The sequence below is a fragment of the Streptomyces sp. NPDC059785 genome, from assembly GCF_042732375.1.
In the GTDB taxonomy this organism is placed as follows: Bacteria; Actinomycetota; Actinomycetes; order Streptomycetales; family Streptomycetaceae; genus Streptomyces.
Map to the genome: position 1 here is coordinate 25,758 of NZ_JBHWHV010000015.1, position 17,222 is coordinate 42,979.

Annotated in this window: 17 protein-coding genes; 10 read left to right on the top strand and 7 right to left on the bottom strand. The window is 68.4% G+C overall.

Annotated features, from left to right (window positions below; all coding sequences use genetic code 11):
• Positions 1 to 168: 168 nt before the first annotated feature.
• Positions 169 to 1,941, bottom strand: coding sequence for a glycoside hydrolase family 3 protein (locus ACFV6E_RS14170; protein ID WP_385461627.1), 1,773 nt, complete (start codon positions 1,939 to 1,941; stop codon positions 169 to 171).
• Between the two features lie 54 nt (positions 1,942 to 1,995).
• The gene (locus tag ACFV6E_RS14175) at positions 1,996 to 3,309 is read right to left on the bottom strand and encodes an MFS transporter (protein WP_385165707.1); all 1,314 of its coding nucleotides are present in this window, start codon (positions 3,307 to 3,309) and stop codon (positions 1,996 to 1,998) included.
• 338 nt (positions 3,310 to 3,647) lie between these two features.
• Here ACFV6E_RS14175 and ACFV6E_RS14180 point away from each other — a divergent pair, with 338 nt between their 5' ends.
• Complete coding sequence (locus ACFV6E_RS14180) at positions 3,648 to 4,343, top strand: TetR/AcrR family transcriptional regulator (RefSeq protein ID WP_385165709.1); 696 nt, start codon at positions 3,648 to 3,650, stop codon at positions 4,341 to 4,343.
• A gap of 296 nt (positions 4,344 to 4,639) precedes the next feature.
• On the opposite strand, the gene ACFV6E_RS14185 is transcribed toward ACFV6E_RS14180, so the two are convergent.
• Complete coding sequence (locus ACFV6E_RS14185; protein WP_385461630.1) at positions 4,640 to 5,023, bottom strand: hypothetical protein; 384 nt, start codon at positions 5,021 to 5,023, stop codon at positions 4,640 to 4,642.
• A 59-nt stretch (positions 5,024 to 5,082) separates the two neighbouring features.
• On the opposite strand from ACFV6E_RS14185, the gene ACFV6E_RS14190 reads away from it, so the two are divergent.
• From ACFV6E_RS14190 to ACFV6E_RS14230, 9 genes are all read left to right on the top strand, one after another.
• The gene (locus ACFV6E_RS14190; RefSeq protein WP_385461633.1) at positions 5,083 to 6,153 is read left to right on the top strand and encodes a nucleotide kinase domain-containing protein; all 1,071 of its coding nucleotides are present in this window, start codon (positions 5,083 to 5,085) and stop codon (positions 6,151 to 6,153) included.
• A 65-nt stretch (positions 6,154 to 6,218) separates the two neighbouring features.
• Positions 6,219 to 6,785 carry a dTMP kinase gene (locus tag ACFV6E_RS14195; protein ID WP_385461636.1) on the top strand — a complete coding sequence of 189 codons (567 nt, stop codon included), beginning with the start codon at positions 6,219 to 6,221 and terminating at the stop codon, positions 6,783 to 6,785.
• 237 nt (positions 6,786 to 7,022) lie between these two features.
• Positions 7,023 to 7,301, top strand: a complete 279-nt coding sequence (locus ACFV6E_RS14200; RefSeq protein ID WP_280855225.1) for a hypothetical protein — start codon at positions 7,023 to 7,025, stop codon at positions 7,299 to 7,301.
• Positions 7,298 to 8,173: a hypothetical protein gene (locus ACFV6E_RS14205; RefSeq protein ID WP_385461639.1), complete on the top strand. Its 876-nt coding sequence runs from the start codon at positions 7,298 to 7,300 to the stop codon at positions 8,171 to 8,173. Before ACFV6E_RS14200 ends, ACFV6E_RS14205 begins: the two co-directional genes overlap by 4 nt.
• 1 nt (position 8,174) lies before the next feature.
• Complete coding sequence (locus ACFV6E_RS14210; protein ID WP_385461642.1) at positions 8,175 to 8,564, top strand: holo-ACP synthase; 390 nt, start codon at positions 8,175 to 8,177, stop codon at positions 8,562 to 8,564.
• Positions 8,557 to 9,003, top strand: coding sequence for a helix-turn-helix domain-containing protein (locus ACFV6E_RS14215; RefSeq protein ID WP_351562842.1), 447 nt, complete (start codon positions 8,557 to 8,559; stop codon positions 9,001 to 9,003). The genes ACFV6E_RS14210 and ACFV6E_RS14215 overlap by 8 nt, the downstream gene beginning before the upstream one ends.
• Positions 9,000 to 10,241: an ImmA/IrrE family metallo-endopeptidase gene (locus ACFV6E_RS14220; RefSeq protein WP_385461645.1), complete on the top strand. Its 1,242-nt coding sequence runs from the start codon at positions 9,000 to 9,002 to the stop codon at positions 10,239 to 10,241. Before ACFV6E_RS14215 ends, ACFV6E_RS14220 begins: the two co-directional genes overlap by 4 nt.
• Before the next feature lie 146 nt (positions 10,242 to 10,387).
• On the top strand, positions 10,388 to 10,987 hold the full coding sequence (locus ACFV6E_RS14225; protein WP_385461648.1) for a C1 family peptidase: 600 nt from the start codon (positions 10,388 to 10,390) through the stop codon (positions 10,985 to 10,987).
• Between the two features lie 40 nt (positions 10,988 to 11,027).
• Positions 11,028 to 11,933, top strand: a complete 906-nt coding sequence (locus tag ACFV6E_RS14230) for a pyrophosphatase (RefSeq protein WP_385461651.1) — start codon at positions 11,028 to 11,030, stop codon at positions 11,931 to 11,933.
• A 259-nt stretch (positions 11,934 to 12,192) separates the two neighbouring features.
• On the opposite strand, the gene ACFV6E_RS14235 is transcribed toward ACFV6E_RS14230, so the two are convergent.
• The 4 genes from ACFV6E_RS14235 to ACFV6E_RS14250 are packed head-to-tail and all read right to left on the bottom strand — an operon-like array spanning position 12,193 to position 17,183.
• Positions 12,193 to 13,332: a hypothetical protein gene (locus ACFV6E_RS14235; RefSeq protein WP_385461654.1), complete on the bottom strand. Its 1,140-nt coding sequence runs from the start codon at positions 13,330 to 13,332 to the stop codon at positions 12,193 to 12,195.
• Positions 13,332 to 14,402, bottom strand: coding sequence for a TniB family NTP-binding protein (locus ACFV6E_RS14240; RefSeq protein ID WP_385461656.1), 1,071 nt, complete (start codon positions 14,400 to 14,402; stop codon positions 13,332 to 13,334). The genes ACFV6E_RS14235 and ACFV6E_RS14240 overlap by 1 nt, the downstream gene beginning before the upstream one ends.
• Positions 14,399 to 16,426, bottom strand: coding sequence for an integrase (locus ACFV6E_RS14245; RefSeq protein WP_385461660.1), 2,028 nt, complete (start codon positions 16,424 to 16,426; stop codon positions 14,399 to 14,401). Before ACFV6E_RS14245 ends, ACFV6E_RS14240 begins: the two co-directional genes overlap by 4 nt.
• Complete coding sequence (locus ACFV6E_RS14250; protein ID WP_385461663.1) at positions 16,416 to 17,183, bottom strand: TnsA-like heteromeric transposase endonuclease subunit; 768 nt, start codon at positions 17,181 to 17,183, stop codon at positions 16,416 to 16,418. The genes ACFV6E_RS14245 and ACFV6E_RS14250 overlap by 11 nt, the downstream gene beginning before the upstream one ends.
• Between the last annotated feature and the right edge of the window lie 39 nt (positions 17,184 to 17,222).

Consider the following 17,222-nt stretch of genomic DNA (forward strand, 5'->3'; position numbering starts at 1 on the left):
GGACGCGGGGTTTTCCGGGGCCCGGGCCCCCACGGGCCCGGCCCCGGGTGTGCGGGGCGGGTTGCGAGGGCGCCCTGTGGATGCCGGGCGCCATCGGAGTCACCGCGCGCCCGTCACGGCTCGGGCGTCGCGGCTTCAGCGGCACAGCCTCGGCGTACGGCTCCGGCGTCACAGCTCCAGACCGTGCCCGTACGCGAACACCGGGTCCTGCGTGTCGTTCGGCACGTCGGGCCGGGACGCCTCGACCGCCGCCATCGAGCGCGGCAGCTCGAACGGCAGCCGCCCCTCGGCGCGCGCCCGCCCGAAGGCCACGTCCAGCAGGGCCGCGTCGCTCGCCCCGAAGTCGGCGATCAGCGCGGCGGCCCGCTCCGCGATCTCCGGCAGCACCGCCGGACGCTCCAGATTCACGCAGACCAGGGTCGGCACACTCTCCAGCAGCCGCAGGATCTCCTTCAGCTCGTCCTCGGGGAAGGCGAGCGAACCCGAGTGGAAGAACGACTCGAACTTCCCGGGCCGCCGCTCGTACGGCGTGCGCAGCCGCAGCACCGCGAGGTCCGCGTCGGCCGGATCGGCCACGACATTCCCGTACGCCGCCGCCGTCCGCTCGGCCACGCCCTCGACGTACAGGTTCGGGCGGCCGGTGAGCGGCAGCAGCGAGCGGTTGGCCAGGACGGTGAGCGAACGGCGCTGGGCCTGCTCGCCGAGCGCGGTGAACTCGCTCGCCCCGACCGTCTCCTCGGCCCGGTCCGGATCCACGTAACGCTGCTCGAAGAGGCCGAGGACGAACTTCTCGCGCAGCAGCCGGCGCACCGAGGCGTCGAGACGGGTCTCGGTGATCCGGCCCGAGCGGACCAGCTCCGCGATCACCTCGGGGCACTGCTCACCGCCGAACTGGTCGGACCCGGCGTCCAGCGCCTTCGCCGCGCGCTCGGCGACGGTCAGGTGCTCGGCGCCCCAGGCCCGCGCCACGTGCTGTTCGCCGAAGATCGGCGCGTCGGTGAGCAGACCCCAGTCGGTGCAGATGATCCCGGTGAAGCCGAGCCGGCCGCGCAGCAGACCGGTGAGCACGTCGCGGTTGAAGCCGAAGCCGACCTCCTCCCAGTCGGTGCCGACCGGCTGGCCGTAGTACGGCATCATCTGCGAGCAGCCCGCCGCCACGGCCGCCCGGAACGGCGCCAGGTGGTACTCGCGCATCCCGCCCGGATAGACCTGCTCCTTGCCGTGCGGGAAGTGCGGGTCCTCGCCGTCCTTCTGCGGGCCGCCGCCGGGGAAGTGCTTGACCATGGCGGAGACGGACGCGGGGCCGAGCCGGTCGCCCTGGAGACCGCGTACGTACGCCCTGACCAGCTCGCCCGTCATCTCCGCGCTGGAGCCGAACGTGCCGTTCTGGCGGGACCAGCGCGGCTCGGTGGCGAGGTCGATCTGCGGGTGCAGCGCGACGCGGAAGCCGACCGCCAGGTACTCGCGGCGGACGGTGTCGGCGAAGCGCCGTACGAGTTCGGCGTCGCCGGTCGCGGCCAGGCCCAGCGGTTCGGGCCAGGCCGAGAAGGCGCCGGAGTTGAACGACGCCCCCGGGTTGTCGGTGAACGCGTGCCGCGGGTCGGTGGACAGGGTGACCGGGATGCCGAGCCGGGTGCCTGCCGCCAGCTCCTGGATCCGGTTGACCCACTCGGCCATCTCCCGCACGCCGTACTGGCCGAGCAGGTTGAAGTGGGTCAGATGGCGGCCCTCGACCAGCTCCGGGGTGGTGAACGGCAGCGTCGAGCCGTCCGTCTCCGTGACGAGCGAGCCGTCCGGGTTCATCGCCACCATGGAGTGGAAGACCTGGCCCGCCTTCTCCTCCAGCGTCATCCGGGACAGGAGGTCCTCGACGCGTTCGTCGACCGGGCGGGTGGGGTCGCGGTATGCGGGGGTGGTCATTCCGGACGCGAGGGTGGTCATTCCGGCTTCCTTGTACGTACGAGGGGAGGGCGGGGAGAGGAGGGGAGGCGGGGGCTACTTGACCGAGCGGACCAGCTGGACCGCGAGCGCGCCCAGGGCCGCGGCGATCGCGCCGAACAGGAACAGCGCGCCGTAGTTGCCGCCCGAGCCGATCGCGAGGAGCGCCGGGGCGATGATCGGGACCAGGGACTGGGGCAGGGCGTTGCCGATGTTCAGCACGCCCATGTCCTTGGCGGACTCGTCGGGGTTCGGCAGCACCGCGGCGGCCAGCGCCATGTCGACCGAGAGGTACAGGCCCTCGCCGAAGCCGAAGACGACCAGGGCGGCCAGGTACATGCCGAACGACTGGGCCGCGGCCAGCATCGCCAGGCTGACGCCCATCACGAGGGCGGCGCCGAGCACGTACGGCTTGCGGCGGCCGGTGCGGTCGGAGAGCTGACCGCCGAGCAGCGAGCCCGCGACGGTGGCGACGACCATGACCAGCGTGCCGACGAACACCTTGTCGGTGACCTGGCCGTCGGTGTATCCGAGCCGGTCCATCAGGAAGTACACCTGGTAGCTCGTGACGCAGGCGGCGCCGGTGAAGACCAGGAAGCGGCCGGCGAAGTTCCACGCGAAGTCCGGGTGCCGGCGCGGGCTGACCCAGAAGCTGCGCGCGAACTCCTTCACGCTGTACGGCTCGAAGGCGCCGGCGCGGGCCGGGCGGTCCTTCATCACGGCGGCCAGGAAGCCGACGCAGGCCACACCGATGACGCCCGGGACGACGAAGGCGAGAGCGATGGAGTCGGTGAAGACCTGGGCGAGCGCCGATCCTGCGACCATCGAGAGCGAGAGCGTCATGCCGACCATGCCGGAGACGCGGGCCTGCTGGTGCTCGGGGATCAGGTCCGGGATGCAGGACGTGAGGGCCGAGAGGGCCGCGTTGATGCCGAGCTGCGCGAGCGCCCAGCCGAGCATGAGCGTCAGCACGCTGCCGCCGACGGCGACGACGAGCAGACCGGCGAAGCCGGCCGCCATGCCACCGAGCAGCCAGGGGCGGCGGCGGCCGAAGCGGCTGGTCGTGCGGTCGGAGAGGGCGCCGAAGACCGGGTTGCCGATCATCGCGAGGATCGCGCCGACGGAGAGCACCTGGCCGAGCGCGGTGGAGCGGTCGGCCTCCGGGACGATCTGGTTCACCCGCAGGGCGAGGGTGACCATCACGGGCGTGAGGACCGCCAGGTAGGCGCCGAACTGGGCCAGGGCCAGGGCGAGGACGAGTTTGGCGGGGGCGTTCGGAGGTGCGGTCGCGGGGGCCTCTCGGGATGAGGCGTCCGACGGGATGAGCTCGGGCGAGCGGGCACCGAGCGAGGCGTCTGGGGTGACGGCCATGGCGGCTCTCCATGGGGACGAGGGCGGCTTCCTTGCCACCGGCCCGATCAGAGAAGCATCAAAACCGAGTAGGTACTAGGTTTTGTTCGCGTGGCCAGAATCACCTGGCACGTGGCTTGAAAAACAGGAGTGGTTACTCGTGTAACCGAGGGTCTGCGGGGGCGCTTTGAGCGGGCTGTGAGTGGGGCTGCGGGTGCCTGTGGGTGCGGAGTGGAGGCGGGTGAGTGCGGGTGGCGGGTGGCTGTGCGGGCGGGGTGAGCTTTGATCGCGGGTGGTGCCGGGTGAGGGGCTTCTGCGCGTGGGCAGGGGGCGGCTGTGTGCGGGCTAGGGTGACCGGCATGGCGCAGAAGCAGAGCTCGACGACCCGCGACGCCCGGCCCAGGAAAGGTCCGGGAGGCGGCGGCGGGCGCGGCACGTACGCCGTGGGCGACGAGCGGCGGCTGCGCATCCTCGACACCGCCGTCGGGCACTTCGCCCAGTGGGGGTTCCACGCCTCGTCCCTCGCGCGCATCGCCAAGGACGTCGGGATCACCCAGGGCGGGCTGCTGCACCACTTCCGCAGCAAGGAGGATCTGCTCGTCTCGGTGCTGAGGCGGACCGACGAGCGTGACGTGGAGCGGTTCTTCTCCGTCGAGTTCGACTCGGCCGCCGACTGCTTCGCGACCCTGGTCGAACTGGCCCGCCTGAACGGCGAACGGCCCGGCCGCACCAAGATGTTCAACGTCCTCGCCGCCGAGGCGGGTGATCCGGGGCATCCCGCCCACGCGTACTTCGCCCGGCGGTACGCGGACGTCGTCGAGCACACCGCCCGGCCGCTGCGGCACGGTGTCACCACCGGTGAGCTCCGCCCGGACACCGACTGCGAGGCGCTGGCCGGCGAGATCGCCGCGGTCATGGACGGGATCCAGCTCCAGTGGGCGCTGAATCCCCGGGGGGTCGACATGGCCGGGCGGATGCGGGCCTATCTCGATCGGCTGCTGCGGACCGTGTCGGTTTCGGGGGCTGGGCTGGGCGTGGTTGCTGTCGAGGGGTGAGCTCTCGGCGGGTCGCGTCGGGGCGTGAGCTCTCGGCTGGGCGGGGGCCGCGGGTCGCGGGCCGCGGGTCCAGGCCGCCGTGCCGGGTTTCGGGTCGGGGCCGTGCCGGTACATCCGCCCGTCGCTTGCGTGGTCGCCTGACTCGGTGAGCAGGGTGCCCTCTCGGTACGACCACGCAGTCGACGGGCATTTGATGTACCGGCACGGCCCCTTCCGTGCGTCGGCGGCCTGCGGGTCGTGGTCCCGTCCGTCGGCAGCTGTCCTGTCACGTTCGATGCTGCATCAGGGCCGGTGCCTTACCTGGAAGATGAGCGACCGGATTGATCGGCAGGGCGTGGCTGTGTGCAGGTTGACTCTGCACTTTCCGTGTGGAGTAGTCGGCATGCGCTGACGAGCATGTCCCACATCCCGTCGTCACGGCGGACCTCGTGAAAATAGGTCCCGCGCGGCCGTTCCTGTGGTTGGGGCTCCAGGAGACCGGCATCCACTAGGCGTTTGACGACGGGGCGGACAAGGCTGTCGGTCAGATCTGTACGCGAGGCGACCATGCGCACGGTGACAGGCATGTCGCCGGTGGCGGACGTGAGATCGACGACGGCGACTACCACCTCGGCCATATAGCGGTTCCCGAACAGTGCTGATGACCGCCTGCGCAACGCCTCCCGGGCGTCTTCGTTCATGCGTATAGTGTGACGCGTTACATGAATCGCGTCACGCTTGGATGCGGAGGCGTTCTGCGATGGGTACTGCGATGGCTTCTGGTGACACCCTCGACGGACTTCAGGGCGAGCTGGATCTGGCGCTGCCTGCGGGGCGTGTGACGCCACAGGACGAGCGGTCAGCGCCGCCCCTCATCCGGGTTGCCGGACGTCGCCTCCATCCGACGCCTGTCTTCGACACGTATTGGCGCTTCGCTGCGCGCCGGCATGCGGTCTATCAGGCTCGGCTTGAAGGCAGACCAGGTCCCTGGACTGATGATCCAATCCTGCTGCGCCACCGGTTCACCAACTGCTATCGGGCTGCGGACCGGGTTAGCCAGTTCCTCATCCGTCATGTCTCCTACACCGGAGTGCAGGACGTGCCGGAAGTGGTGTTCCGGACCTTGCTGTTCAAAATGTTCAACCGCGTCTCAACCTGGGAACTGTTGAGCGGGGAGATCGGGGAGCTCTCCTGGAAGGACTTCAGCCGTAGCACCTACGACGAAGTGCTGACCCGTTCCTTTGACGCGGGTCGCAAGCTGTACTCAGCGGCTTATGTGATTCCTCCGCCGCGGCTGGGAGCAGGCCGCAAGCACAGCAATCACTTGCGGCTGCTGGAGTTGATGATGACCACGGACGTGGGGGGACGCATCGCGCGTGGCGGGTCACTGCGCGCGGCCTTCGAGGTGCTGAGGTCATATCCAGCGATGGGTGACTTCCTCGCCTATCAGTTTGCCATCGATTTGAACTACTCCGCCGTCTTCGACTTCGATGAGATGGAGTTCGTCGTGGCTGGCCCGGGAGCACGCGACGGGATCCGCAAGTGTTTCGGCCCCTCGGCCGACGGCATTGAAGCAGACGTCATTCGCTATATGGCCGACCATCAGCAGGAGCACTTCGCCCGCCTGGACCTTTCGTTCACCGGCCTGGCCGGCCGGCCACTGCAGCTCATCGACTGCCAGAACTTGTTCTGCGAGGTCGACAAGTACGCCCGCGTGGCCCACCCTGAGGTAGCCGGACACAGCGGCCGCAGCAGGATCAAGCAGCTGTTCCAGCCGGTGGCCGAGCCGGTTGGTGCCTGGTTCCCGCCGAAGTGGAACCTGTCGGTCTGACCTACCCGGAGGCGGACTTGGCAATAACCCCACCGAGTCTCGTGCACCTTGTTCCGGGGACCCTGGTGGTTCTGGAAGGCCTGGACCGCAGTGGCAAGAGCACGCAGCTCGCCGCCCTGGACCGCTTGCCATGGGCCGATCCCAAGCCCCTATTCATGCATCTGCCCTCCGGGCAAAGCCGTTTTACCGAAGGTGTCTACCGACTGACCGAACAGGCGCCGATCTCCTCGGCACTGGCACGCCAACTGATGCACCTGGCCTGCCACGCCGAGAACATCGATACCTTGAGCGAAGCGCGGGCCGGCGGAGGAGCCGTCCTCGACCGCTGGTGGTGGTCGACCGTGGCCTATGGCTGGTACGGCGCACACCTGGCGGAGCAGGGGCTAGATGAGGACGCCTTCCTCGGCATGATCGATCTTGTCTGGTCCGGCCAGTCGGCCGACGTAATCTTTCTCTTCACGACTCCGCACGAAGCCGACGCCCTCAACCGCGAACCGGTCCGCGCTGGCTACCGCCGCCTCGCGGCCGAGCACAGCGCCATCACCGTGGAGGTCCCGACGGCCGACCCGGCTGCCACTACCGACTTCCTTCTCGCCACCCTGCGCGAGCGGGGCTTGGTGACGCTCTCCTGACCTGCTACCTTCCTGCGGCCCAGGCCCACGGGCAGACGCCCCTTGACAGGGATGTCGGAATATCCGACTATCGATGTCATGACAGAGGACATGCACAGTGCGTCAGGCGCACCGCTGTTCTTCCCCGTGCCCGCCGCGACGCCCAGACCCCAGCTATCGGCGCCCGGGTGGGCCGACGGCTGTGACCCGAGCCGAGGGCCCTCGGAGATCCGCCTGGACCGCCACGCGCTGCAGGCCATGACCGAGGCGGAGATGGAGCAGCAGGTCCTGGAGATGCTGATGTGCCTGCGCCGCCAGAGCCTGCAGGACATCGTGAACAGTCCCATCCACGCGGACGGCACCCCGGAGATCGACAGCATGACCGCGGTGTGGGTCGTCTCCACCGTCGGCAAGGCCTTCGACCGGCCCCTCGTGCGGCTGTCGAACGTCCGGCGAGAGAGCCTGCGCAGCGTCGGCGGCGTGGCCACGCTCATCCGGCAGTCCATTCCCGGTCAACTGGTGATCGGTGCGGCATGAGCGACTACGTCGAGCCGGCCGAAGACCTGGGCGAGGCGTGGCTGCGCACGCTGGAACTCGTGCACGCCCGCGGCGGCCGGCGAGTCAACGTGCTCACGACGATCACTGATCCGCTCGCGCCGGAGGACCCGGCTGTGCGGGCGGCGATCGATGCCGTCCTGGTGCCCGGCCCACACAAAAGCGGCACGATCCACTCGGTGCAGACGGTCGCGAGCACCATCTTCCCCCAGGATCTCTACCGGGCTCCTGAGGTGGCCTGGGATCCGGCACTGCCCGATGAGCAGAAGGGGCGCCTGGACCAGGCGGCCGACGATCTCTACGCGGCGTACACCGGCATGCTCCCGCTGCTGCGCACCGCCGACGGCAATCCCCGCGGCACCTACTTCGGCCGCATGGTCAGCTGGCCTGGCAAGGAAGCGGGAGGGTACAACCAACTAGCCGCCCGCGTAAGGTACTTGCGCAACGAGCACCGCGCGGGACGTCGCAGGCATAATCTGTCCGACATAGCGGTTGGCGGCGAGGCGGAGCCGCCCGAGGACCACACTGCGGCCCTGCAGGACGTAGGGGTTCAAGTCTACGCACCGACCGACGAGCGTCAGCGCGGCTTTCCCTGCCTGGTGCACATCGACCTGACCTTGCTCGACGGCCAGCTCAGCATGCTCGCCGTCTACCGTCATCAGTACCTCGTCACCAAGGCGTACGGGAACCTGGTCGGCCTGGCACGACTGCTGGCGTTCCTCGCGCAGCAGACAGGCTTCGAGGTCGGCGAGCTCGCCGTGCAGGCGACCATGGCGGACACCCAGCAAGGCCATTTCGGAGGACGCAAGGGGATCAAGGCCCTCATCGACTCTGCTCGGAACAAGGGCGGTTAGCATGATCGGGATAGTGCTGCAGACCGGTGTCGACATGGTCGACGTGGAGAAGCTGGCCCGAATGGTCACCCTGTCGGGGGACGCTTTCCTCGAGAATTCATGGACGCCCGCAGAGCGCCTGTACTGTGCCAACCGCCCTGAACGCCTGGCATCGCGGTGGGCCGCCAAAGAGGCAACGATGAAGGCGTTAGGGCAAGGAGTGGGACAGATCAGCCCTCTGGAGGTCGAGGTAGAGGCCGCCGAAGGACAGATGCCAACCCTGCTGCTGAGCGGCAACGCCGCGGCCCGCGCGCGCCAGCTTCACCTGAACACCTGGTCAGTATCACTTACGCACGAGGGCCGCTGGGCCCTCGCATTCGTCGTCGGACTAGGGAATACAGGCCATGGATAAGAGCAAGCCGCACCGGCAGCCGGACGGCGAACAGCAGCCAACCGAGCAGCAGCAAGTCGGCCGGCGGCTACGCACCGCCCGCGAGACCTTGGGGCTGACCCAGGACGATGTCGCCGGCGCCCTCGGTGTTCCTCGTACCAGCGTCACCGCCATGGAATCGGGGCAGCGCAATGTGACCGCCCTGGAGTTGAGGCGGCTGGCCCGCTTGTACCGCCGCACCGTCCACTGGCTGCTCGGCGAGGAGGAAGAAGACGCCGCCGTCGACAGCGCCTTGTACCGGGCCACCGCCGAGCTCTCCGAGAACGACAAGGAGCAGGTTCTGCGTTTCGCTCAGTTCCTCGCGGCCGCGGGCTCGCCCCCCACTCCCCGGAAGCGACGCAGCGCACCCGCGCCGTTCGGCACGCCCATTCCGCCGATCCAACCGCCGGGCCAGCAATGAACAGCCCGTTCCTGGGCCGCAGCCGCCGCGCCCTTCAGGCTGCCGCCAGCCTCCTCGATGAACTCAACGTCGATCAGGAAAAGCCGGTGGACGTCTTCCAGGTGATTGAGGAACTCGGGCTGTGGCTCGTCTTCCAGCCCTTGGACGCCCTGCTCGGCGCCGTACTGCCCCGGGGCAACGGCGGCATTGTGATCACCACCGAACGGCGGTCGACGATCCAGCGCTACACCGCCGCTCACGAAATCGGCCACTGGGAGCTGGACCACAACCAGCCGGTATTCGATACGGACGACGACGTTTTCAGGGTCAGCGGCAACGAGCGCGAACGGCTCGCCCAATACTTCGCCTCGTACTTCCTCATGCCACCGCCGCTGGTTCACGCCGTGGCAAGCCGTCACGGCATCCGCCGGAGCGAGACCGTCTCCCCGGCCCAGGCGTATCTCGCCGCCCGAGACATGCGCGTCAGCTACGAGGCCGCCCTGCGGCAGATGAACAACTTGCAGGTGATCACCGAACGCCAGCGCGACACCCTGCTGCAAACGCCGCCGCTGCGGGCGAAGCAGGAACTGGCATACGGCCACCGGCCGGAAACGGGCAACGCCGATGTGTGGACGCTGGACGTGCGTTCCCCTCGCCAGCAGGTCGACGTCCTCATCGACGACGAAATCGTGATCGCACTGCCGGAGAACCGCTCCACCGGATACTGCTGGCTGGACGACAACCTCAACGCTCAGCGCGCTGCCCGCAGAGCCCACCCTGCCCCACCCCCGCTTCTTGCCGAAAGCGGCACAAGGGCGCCTGCGGACGGTCAGACGGCATCGACTGCAGCACGTGCTCGGACAGAGCGCACTGCGGGGGACGATTCTCTGCAGGTCGTCTTCGACGCCTACGAGCCAGGCTGGGCACCAGTGACCTCGCGCAACGCTCCGGCCGTTCGACGCCACCTAGCCGCCGCAGACCACACCGAAGGCACACCTCTCGAACTATCCGCCGCAGACGCACCGGTCCCCTCAACCCCTGGTGTGGGCGCGACAGGCCGACGATGGATGGCGTTGAAGGCACGGGCAGAGGGCACCTCCACCTTCCAACTGCACTATGCCGCTCCATTCGAGCCACGGACACCGCCGGCAGCCACTTTCACGGTCGAGGCGACCGTCCAGCCAGCGCCCCACGTTTGGCACAGCCGCCACCTGGTCCGCGCACTCCTTGATGACACAGACGATGGATCACCGCGGTGAGCCCTACCTTCATGACGCCCGAACCCGCCCCTGGGACCCGAACAGGCCCAGCCCTACCAGCGCCCACCCCCCGCCCCCCGGTGGACCTGCGGCCGCTCCTCGCAGCCGACCCCATCTCTCAGGGGCCCCGGCCGGTGTGCGTTCCCATGGCGGTCTCCGTCAGCCACGAAGCCGCCCGTAGCCGTGCTGGATCGCCTCCAGGCGCCCTCGCCCCCGAGTCCATCTGGTGGTACTGCAGCGCGCGTGGCCAGACAGGACCACAGGGCATGCTCGTGACCGACGCGGCCGAAGCCCTGACCAAGGTTGGTCAGCCGCCGATCGAAAGCTGGCCTTTCAACGTCGGCCTCGGTATCAGCACCGAGCAGCCGCCCGCGAACACGGCACAACCCCCGTGGCACACAGGTACATTGTCCCCGCTCGACCTGGCTCACGACGGTGTGGAAGACGCGCTGGAAGACGCGTTGGCAGCAGGGTCCGCAGTGCTGCTGGTCCTGGAAGTCACGGACGAGTTCATGGAACCGGACGATGACGGACACGTCGCGGTGCCCGACGTAGCGTCCGCCATGGGCGACTACCACGCGGTGGTATGCGTAGGCGCCGCCACGCATCCCACACATGGCAGGCGCCTGCTGATCCGCAACAGTTGGGGCGAGTACTGGGGGCTCGGAGGCTACTGCTGGCTCCCGCTGCAGTATCTCGTCGCCTTCGCTCCGCAGGCGGCAGTCATTTACCCCATCTCAGAGTAACCAGGTCCTTTAGCGCCGCACCGACGAGAGGGCAAGGTTCGTGAAATTCGCAGAATATGAGCGTGCCGTTGCTGAGACCGACATCCTGGACTCTGAGGATCTCGTCCTCCCCATGCTAGGCCTCGCCGGGGAGATCGGCAGCCTGGCGGCTCAGTACAAGAAAATCCAGCGAGACCACACAGGGTATCGCGCCTTCACGGATGAAGTCCGAGAAGAACTCGGTGACCTGTTCTGGTACGCCACCGCTCTGGCTCGCCGCTGCAACCTGAGCCTGGAAGAAATACTCTCCGACAACGTGCGTAAAACACGTGAACGGTTCCTGCGACCTGCGACTCCTCCTCCGAACCCACTCTTCGACGAGAATGTCTCCGCCGGTCAGCAGCTTCCGCGAAGCCTCGACATCACCTTTACTGACACCCTGGTCGAGGGTAAAGGAAAATTGCCAGTCCAGACGGTCCGGATATATCGTGGAAATGATGCTGTCGGTGACCCGCTGGACGACAACAGTGACGATGATGATAATTATCGATATCACGACGTATTTCATCTCGCACACATGGCCGTACTCGGTTGGTCGCCCGTCATGCGAAGTCTTCTGAAAATGAAGCGCAATGCCGATCGAGATGTCGATCGAATTCAAGACGGCGGTCGTGCAATTGCTGTGGAGGAGGGCATGACGGCCTACGTATTCTCCATGGCTCGGGCCCACAGTTTCTTCAGTACTGCCGCTTCCGTACCGGCCGAGATCGTCAAGGCATGCCAGGCGATGACAGCGCACCTAGAGGTGTCCCGTCGCTCGGCTCAGGATTGGGAATACGCCATTCTGGCCGGTTATCGCATGTTCGAGGAGCTCACGGCCAACAAGGGCGGAACCGTGCATCTGAACCTGCACGCCCGCACCATCACCTACAGCGGGCGGCGGTCGGGCGACGCGGACGACGAGTGAGCGGCATGCCTCGCCAGGGTACTGGGAAAGGATCTTGAAGGTCCCGAGAAGTGATCTTGATGCCTGCAGGCATCCCGCTGGTCAGCCCATTCCCCTGGTTACGGCGTCATCTGGGACGGCCCGCGACCTTGACGAAGGTCCCGCCTCGTCCCCGACGAGCCCTCCCATCCCACACCACAACAAAGCCCCAGCCGGGGAAGTCGCGGGTGTCGCACAGCTCACCGAGTCCTGAGTCCAGCCTGTTCGCCCTCGCCCAGGCTCACGGACGTTCTCTGAGGGATCGACGCTTCTTAGCGACCTCTTCGCGCATGAGGTCGTCGGTGCGTGCGCTGTGCCAGATGGTTCCTTCCCACTTCTCGTACCGGTGTTCGCGGTCACGCAGGAGAACCGGTTTGAGGTGGCTGTGGAAGAGGAGTGTCCGGCCCTGGTCCTTGCGGGTGCGGCTGAACCACATCGCGCCTTTTTCGTGGCGTGCGAGCCGGTTCGCTGCGAGCCCGGGGAGCTTGCCGCGCATCCGGCCAGGTGTGTAGGTGGTCAGTGGTTGGCTGGGCGGGCGCCAGGAGTCGGCGAGGGACCAGTGCGCGACGGCGTCGCCCTTGCGGTCGGGTGAGTTGTAGGGGTAGGTGACGCGGTTGCTGATCTCCGTGAAGAAGCGGGCTTGTTCGGCCTTGGTGCCGTCGGCCAGCTGTCGCCAGTGGGGTGAGGCGATCAGGGGTGCCAGGGCAACGGCCTCGGGATAGACCGCTGCGAACATTCGCGAGGTGCTGTAGTCGATGTAGTCCTGCTTGTCCTGGTCGAACGGGATGAGGAGGTCGATGCGGTCGTCCCAGGCGTCCCAGGTTCCGAATGGGACCGGGTAGCCGTCGACGGACCAGATGTGTGCGCAGAGCATGAGGCCGCTGAGCACGGCGTCGTAGGTAGCGGTCCAGCCGTAGCGGCTGAGGATGCGCAGGTGTTTGCGCTGGGCGTCGACGATTTCGGGCAGTTGGGTGAGGCCGACGGCGGGGTGGTCGATGTCGGGCGGGCCGATCCAGGTGCGGTGACGCAGACAGACGTAGCGGTGGTGGGGCAGGAGCCGGGTCACTTTGCCGCCGGGGTGCCGGGCGTCGCAGCGGTGGCAGCCGGTCTGTGGCTGGTGCCGGAACATCGTCCAGTCGGGCCGTGGCCTGCGCAGTTCGGGCAGGGCTCCGGCAAGGGCGTGGACGGTGCGACCGGTGAGCGCGGCGAGGTGTTCGGGGACGACGACGCGGCGCATGCCGCCGGACTTCTCGCGCTCGGTGACCTGTGTCCAGAGGTCGTTGATGTCGAGGCCGTGGAGGGTAGCCAGGCGCCCGATGTAGGAGGCGGGGATCTCGTGCTGTGCGGGCGGAACGGGATCGGGCAGTCGGCGGATGTGCATCAGGCCACGCGCCTCCGCTTCCTTGCGGGTCTGGCGGGGGCGGTGCGCTTCTCGGACTGCTCGGCTGCGTAGTCGACAGGAACGGCCTCCAGGAGGTCCTCGGTGATGCGCTCGCTCCCGTCCTCGATGGCGAGGACGGCGGCGCCGCGGACGACCTGGGAGAGGCTGCCGATCATGCCGCCGGTGCGGTGGAAGAGGTACTCGCTCAGCCCGGTCAGCATGCCGGGCGTGTGATGGTGCAGTCGGAGTGTGGATTCCAGGGTGCCCACCAGGGCCCGCCAGGCGTCCTGGTCCTCGGTAGTGGCGTGCGAGAAGGCGGCGGCGGGGATGACGACGAAGCGTCCGGCGATCTGCCCTCCCCGGGTGCCCCTGAACAGACCCTTGGACTCGACGTCGATGCCGGCGTAGGCGAATGTCGCGGGCAGCCGTTCGGCGAAGTACTTCAGCTGGTCGGAGGCTTCGGCTCCGGACCGGGTGGCGAGGGTCAGGTTGTGGATCTCGTCGACGAGCACCAGGTCGACACGGACGTGGGCGGCCGTTGCGCAGACAGCGTCGACGATGTCGGTCACGTTGGCCCGGGAGGGGAAGGTCAGCCCGAAGAAGCGGGCGAACTCCATCGCGAGCATCTTCGGTGTCGCCGCGGGCGGGACGGTGACGTAGAGGACCGGGAGCCGGTTGCGGTCATGGGGGTGCCGCTTGCGGACGGCGAGCTCGTGGGCCCGGCCGAGTTGGGTCAGGGAGGTCGTCTTCCCGGTGCCGGAGGCGCCGGAGAGGATCACGCCGCGGCGGGCGGAGATCTGGTATCGGTTGAGCTGGATCAGCAACCGGGAAGTGGCGGTGACCTTGCGGATGACCGGGGTGTGCACCATCGGAAGATCGGCGTGATACTCGCGACGCCGTTCGTCCTCACGCACCAGTTCCCGAGGACTCAGCGCCGCCCGTTCCCCGGCGGTCAGCGGCCGGGGCGGAACCGACTCGTGGTCGACGAAGTGACGCCAGCCCTCCTTGCTGGTCAGTGGGTTGTCCGGCGGAGCCTCCGTGTCCGAGGCGGATGGGGAGGGCGTGTTCATAGCCACCTCTCGGCTTCTGCGTGCGCGTCGAAGATCCCGAACTCCACCGCCGCCGCGGGCGGCTGGACCTTGGGCTCCGGCTCCGTCCGGTGCTCGGTCTCGGGTGCCGCAGCGGGCGCCGGGACGGCGCGGGCGGTGCGGGTGCGGGCGGCCACCTTGGCCGACCGGGTGTCCGGACCGTGCTCAGCACGAGTGAGTAGGCCGTCCAGGATGCGGGCGACGGCCGTCTCGTTGGTGTCGTCCAGTCCGGCTTCGGCCGCCAGACGGCGCGCGTGCTGCCAGGTGAAGTCCGCGAACGGCGCGTTGACCAGCGGCCACTGCGTCCAGGGCGCGGTGACCCAACCGTCCGGCGTGCGGACGAAGACCTGGGACGGGTCGTAGGGGTCGTAGTGCACTTCCCACAGACCGCGTTTGGCGGTGATCCCGGAGTGCTCGCGCCGGTGCGGCCCCAGGTCGGGGCTGTCGTAGGTGCGGTAGCTGATCTGGATGCCGTAGTCGTTGATCGCCCGCCAGGCCACTGGCAGCAGTTCCAGGTAGTCCTCGCCGCGCAGCACCAGCGGCAGATAGCCGCAGGCCGCCACCAGCGAGGCGTATTTGTCGTTCGGCGACATCGCCCTCTTAGGGCGGAAGGGGTCGCGTAGAGCGCTGTGCGGCCTGGCCTGCCACCCGGCCAGCAGCCATTCGTCGAGCAGGTCCTGAAGTTCCGGGACCGTCCAGACGGCCCGGTCCTCGACCCGCTCGCCACGGCGGGAGACATCCCGGCCGGTGTAGCCGGCCAGGTGCTGGGTGAACAGTGTGTTGATCGAGGAGAACGTGGCCTCCACGATCGCCTTGTCGGTCGGCGTGCGCGGACGCGCCCGCTGCACCGAGACGCCGAGCCGTTCGCAGGCCCGCAGGAACGTGTCGGAGATGAACACCTTGCCGCCGTCGATGACGACGGAGTCCGGCACGATCACCGGTTTCGCCGCAGCCTGTTCCATCCGCGCGTCCACGTCCAACAGCCGCATGTGGGGCATCCGTGAGGCCGCCATCCGCAGCGACGCAGGCCAGCCAGGCCGCATCGGCTCGGGCACCAGCATCCGGGCCAGCAGCAGGGAGGCGTCCACCGCCTTGGTGCCCACCGGCCGCAGCACCGCGGCGCAGATCGTGCGGGTCGCGACGTCGACCGCGATCGTCAGATCCGCGCGGGCCGTCAGCCCCGAATCGAGCACCACCATCACATCCAGCGGGGTGGAGTCGATCTGTACTTGTTCCCCCGGCCGGTCCGCGAACGTCGGCGTGAACGGCCCCTGCGGCCGGTTCACCGTCTGCCGCCGCGTGACCGCCGAACCGAATGTATGCCGCCCGGCCGACAACGCGTCGATCAGCCTGTAGAAGGTGTTCTTGCTCGGCAGCGGAACCACCCCCTCGCCGTGGGTGGCCTCCACTCGCTTCACCACCCGGCGGATCAGCCGCGAGCGCGTCCCCGTCGAGCCGGACGTCTCCGCGTCCACAACCTCCCGGATCGTCGCCACCAGACGGGCATCCGCGCGCCCGGTCGGCTCCGACACCCGCACCAGACGCTGATCGACCAGGCCCCACAGCCCCTGCCGGGCATAACGGGCCCGCTTCTCGTTCACTGTGCGCAGGCCCACCCCCAGCTCGACCGCCTTCGCCCTGGCCCGCTCGCTCAACGGGTGCACCGCCGGGTCGTACTCCGGCCGAGGAGACGTGCCCGGCCTGGCGTCGGCGGGCAGCCCCGTGTTGACTTCGGCAATGTGCCGTTCCCACTCCTTTGCCGCCCTCAGCACCGCCTCCGGAAGCGCCGTCAGCAGCCCGGACGGCTCCAGCGCGGGCAACGGCTCCGTGCCGGTGACGGAGAAGTCCGGCGCCGCCATCAGATGCGCGGCCAGCACCACCGATTCCGTCCCAGACTGTGACCGCAGCCGCACCGCCGTACCGGCGAGCGCCACCACCTGGTGGTCCTCATCGCCGTAAGTAATCCAGTCACCGGGCCGCAGCACCGCCCTGTGCTCAGCAGTCACCGGCCACCCCCGCCGACACCGCAGCTTCCGTGTGCAGAGGAACGGACACGTCCACAGCCAGCTCGTGCATCCACAGCAGGTGGAACAGCACTGGCAACACCGTGATCTCATCCCCCACCGAAGCCGCCCCGTCTAGTAGCGGCCGCGGCTCGGCGAACGCCGCCAGCAACTCGGAGGCGACCGGCTCCAGCCGGTGCCGGGGATGGCGGTAACCAGCCAGCCAGCGCACATTGCGCACCACGATGGCGTCCGGCGTCCCCACCAGCCGGAACTCCCAACCCACCTGAGCACAGGCCGACCGAGTCGCCTCGAATTTCGCCACGTCCCGAGGCTTGCGGCGATCCGCCGGACGGCAGTCGACCACCACCGCCGTGCCGTCTTCCTGGCGGGCGAAGTAGTCCGGGGCGTGCGAGACGGCCTTGCCCGCCTCCGACCGCCAGAACAGCCAGAACGGCTGCGAGGAGATCCCCACCACCGACGGGTCAAAGTCCATCAGCATCACGTGATCGCGCTCCAGCCAGGACTCGTACCCGACGTGCCCACCGGCCGTCGCCGACCACCACAGACCGGGCAGGTGACGCTGTCCCTTGTACGACTTGAACGCGCGCACCGGAGCGACGTCCTCGAACCGTACGGCCCACGCATCCACCAGCGGCAGACGGAACTTTGACCCGTCCCGGTCGGCGTAGGCGACCTCGAACCCCTCGATCGGTGGTCCGGCGGACCCGCCCGACAGCACCTTCAACGCATGCACCACGACCAGCTAACGCTGGCCCCCGATGCAAGGTCACGCTGA

What these genes read in the sequence shown, in the direction of transcription:
- ACFV6E_RS14170 (WP_385461627.1), bottom strand. Translation starts at nt 1,941, where the DNA reads ATGACCACCCTCGCGTCCGGAATGACCACCCCCGCATACCGCGACCCC.
- ACFV6E_RS14175 (WP_385165707.1), bottom strand. Translation starts at nt 3,309, where the DNA reads ATGGCCGTCACCCCAGACGCCTCGCTCGGTGCCCGCTCGCCCGAGCTC.
- ACFV6E_RS14180 (WP_385165709.1), top strand. Translation starts at nt 3,648, where the DNA reads ATGGCGCAGAAGCAGAGCTCGACGACCCGCGACGCCCGGCCCAGGAAA.
- ACFV6E_RS14185 (WP_385461630.1), bottom strand. Translation starts at nt 5,023, where the DNA reads ATGAACGAAGACGCCCGGGAGGCGTTGCGCAGGCGGTCATCAGCACTG.
- ACFV6E_RS14190 (WP_385461633.1), top strand. Translation starts at nt 5,083, where the DNA reads ATGGGTACTGCGATGGCTTCTGGTGACACCCTCGACGGACTTCAGGGC.
- ACFV6E_RS14200 (WP_280855225.1), top strand. Translation starts at nt 7,023, where the DNA reads ATGACCGAGGCGGAGATGGAGCAGCAGGTCCTGGAGATGCTGATGTGC.
- ACFV6E_RS14205 (WP_385461639.1), top strand. Translation starts at nt 7,298, where the DNA reads ATGAGCGACTACGTCGAGCCGGCCGAAGACCTGGGCGAGGCGTGGCTG.
- ACFV6E_RS14210 (WP_385461642.1), top strand. Translation starts at nt 8,175, where the DNA reads ATGATCGGGATAGTGCTGCAGACCGGTGTCGACATGGTCGACGTGGAG.
- ACFV6E_RS14215 (WP_351562842.1), top strand. Translation starts at nt 8,557, where the DNA reads ATGGATAAGAGCAAGCCGCACCGGCAGCCGGACGGCGAACAGCAGCCA.
- ACFV6E_RS14220 (WP_385461645.1), top strand. Translation starts at nt 9,000, where the DNA reads ATGAACAGCCCGTTCCTGGGCCGCAGCCGCCGCGCCCTTCAGGCTGCC.
- ACFV6E_RS14225 (WP_385461648.1), top strand. Translation starts at nt 10,388, where the DNA reads ATGGCGGTCTCCGTCAGCCACGAAGCCGCCCGTAGCCGTGCTGGATCG.
- ACFV6E_RS14235 (WP_385461654.1), bottom strand. Translation starts at nt 13,332, where the DNA reads ATGCACATCCGCCGACTGCCCGATCCCGTTCCGCCCGCACAGCACGAG.
- ACFV6E_RS14240 (WP_385461656.1), bottom strand. Translation starts at nt 14,402, where the DNA reads ATGAACACGCCCTCCCCATCCGCCTCGGACACGGAGGCTCCGCCGGAC.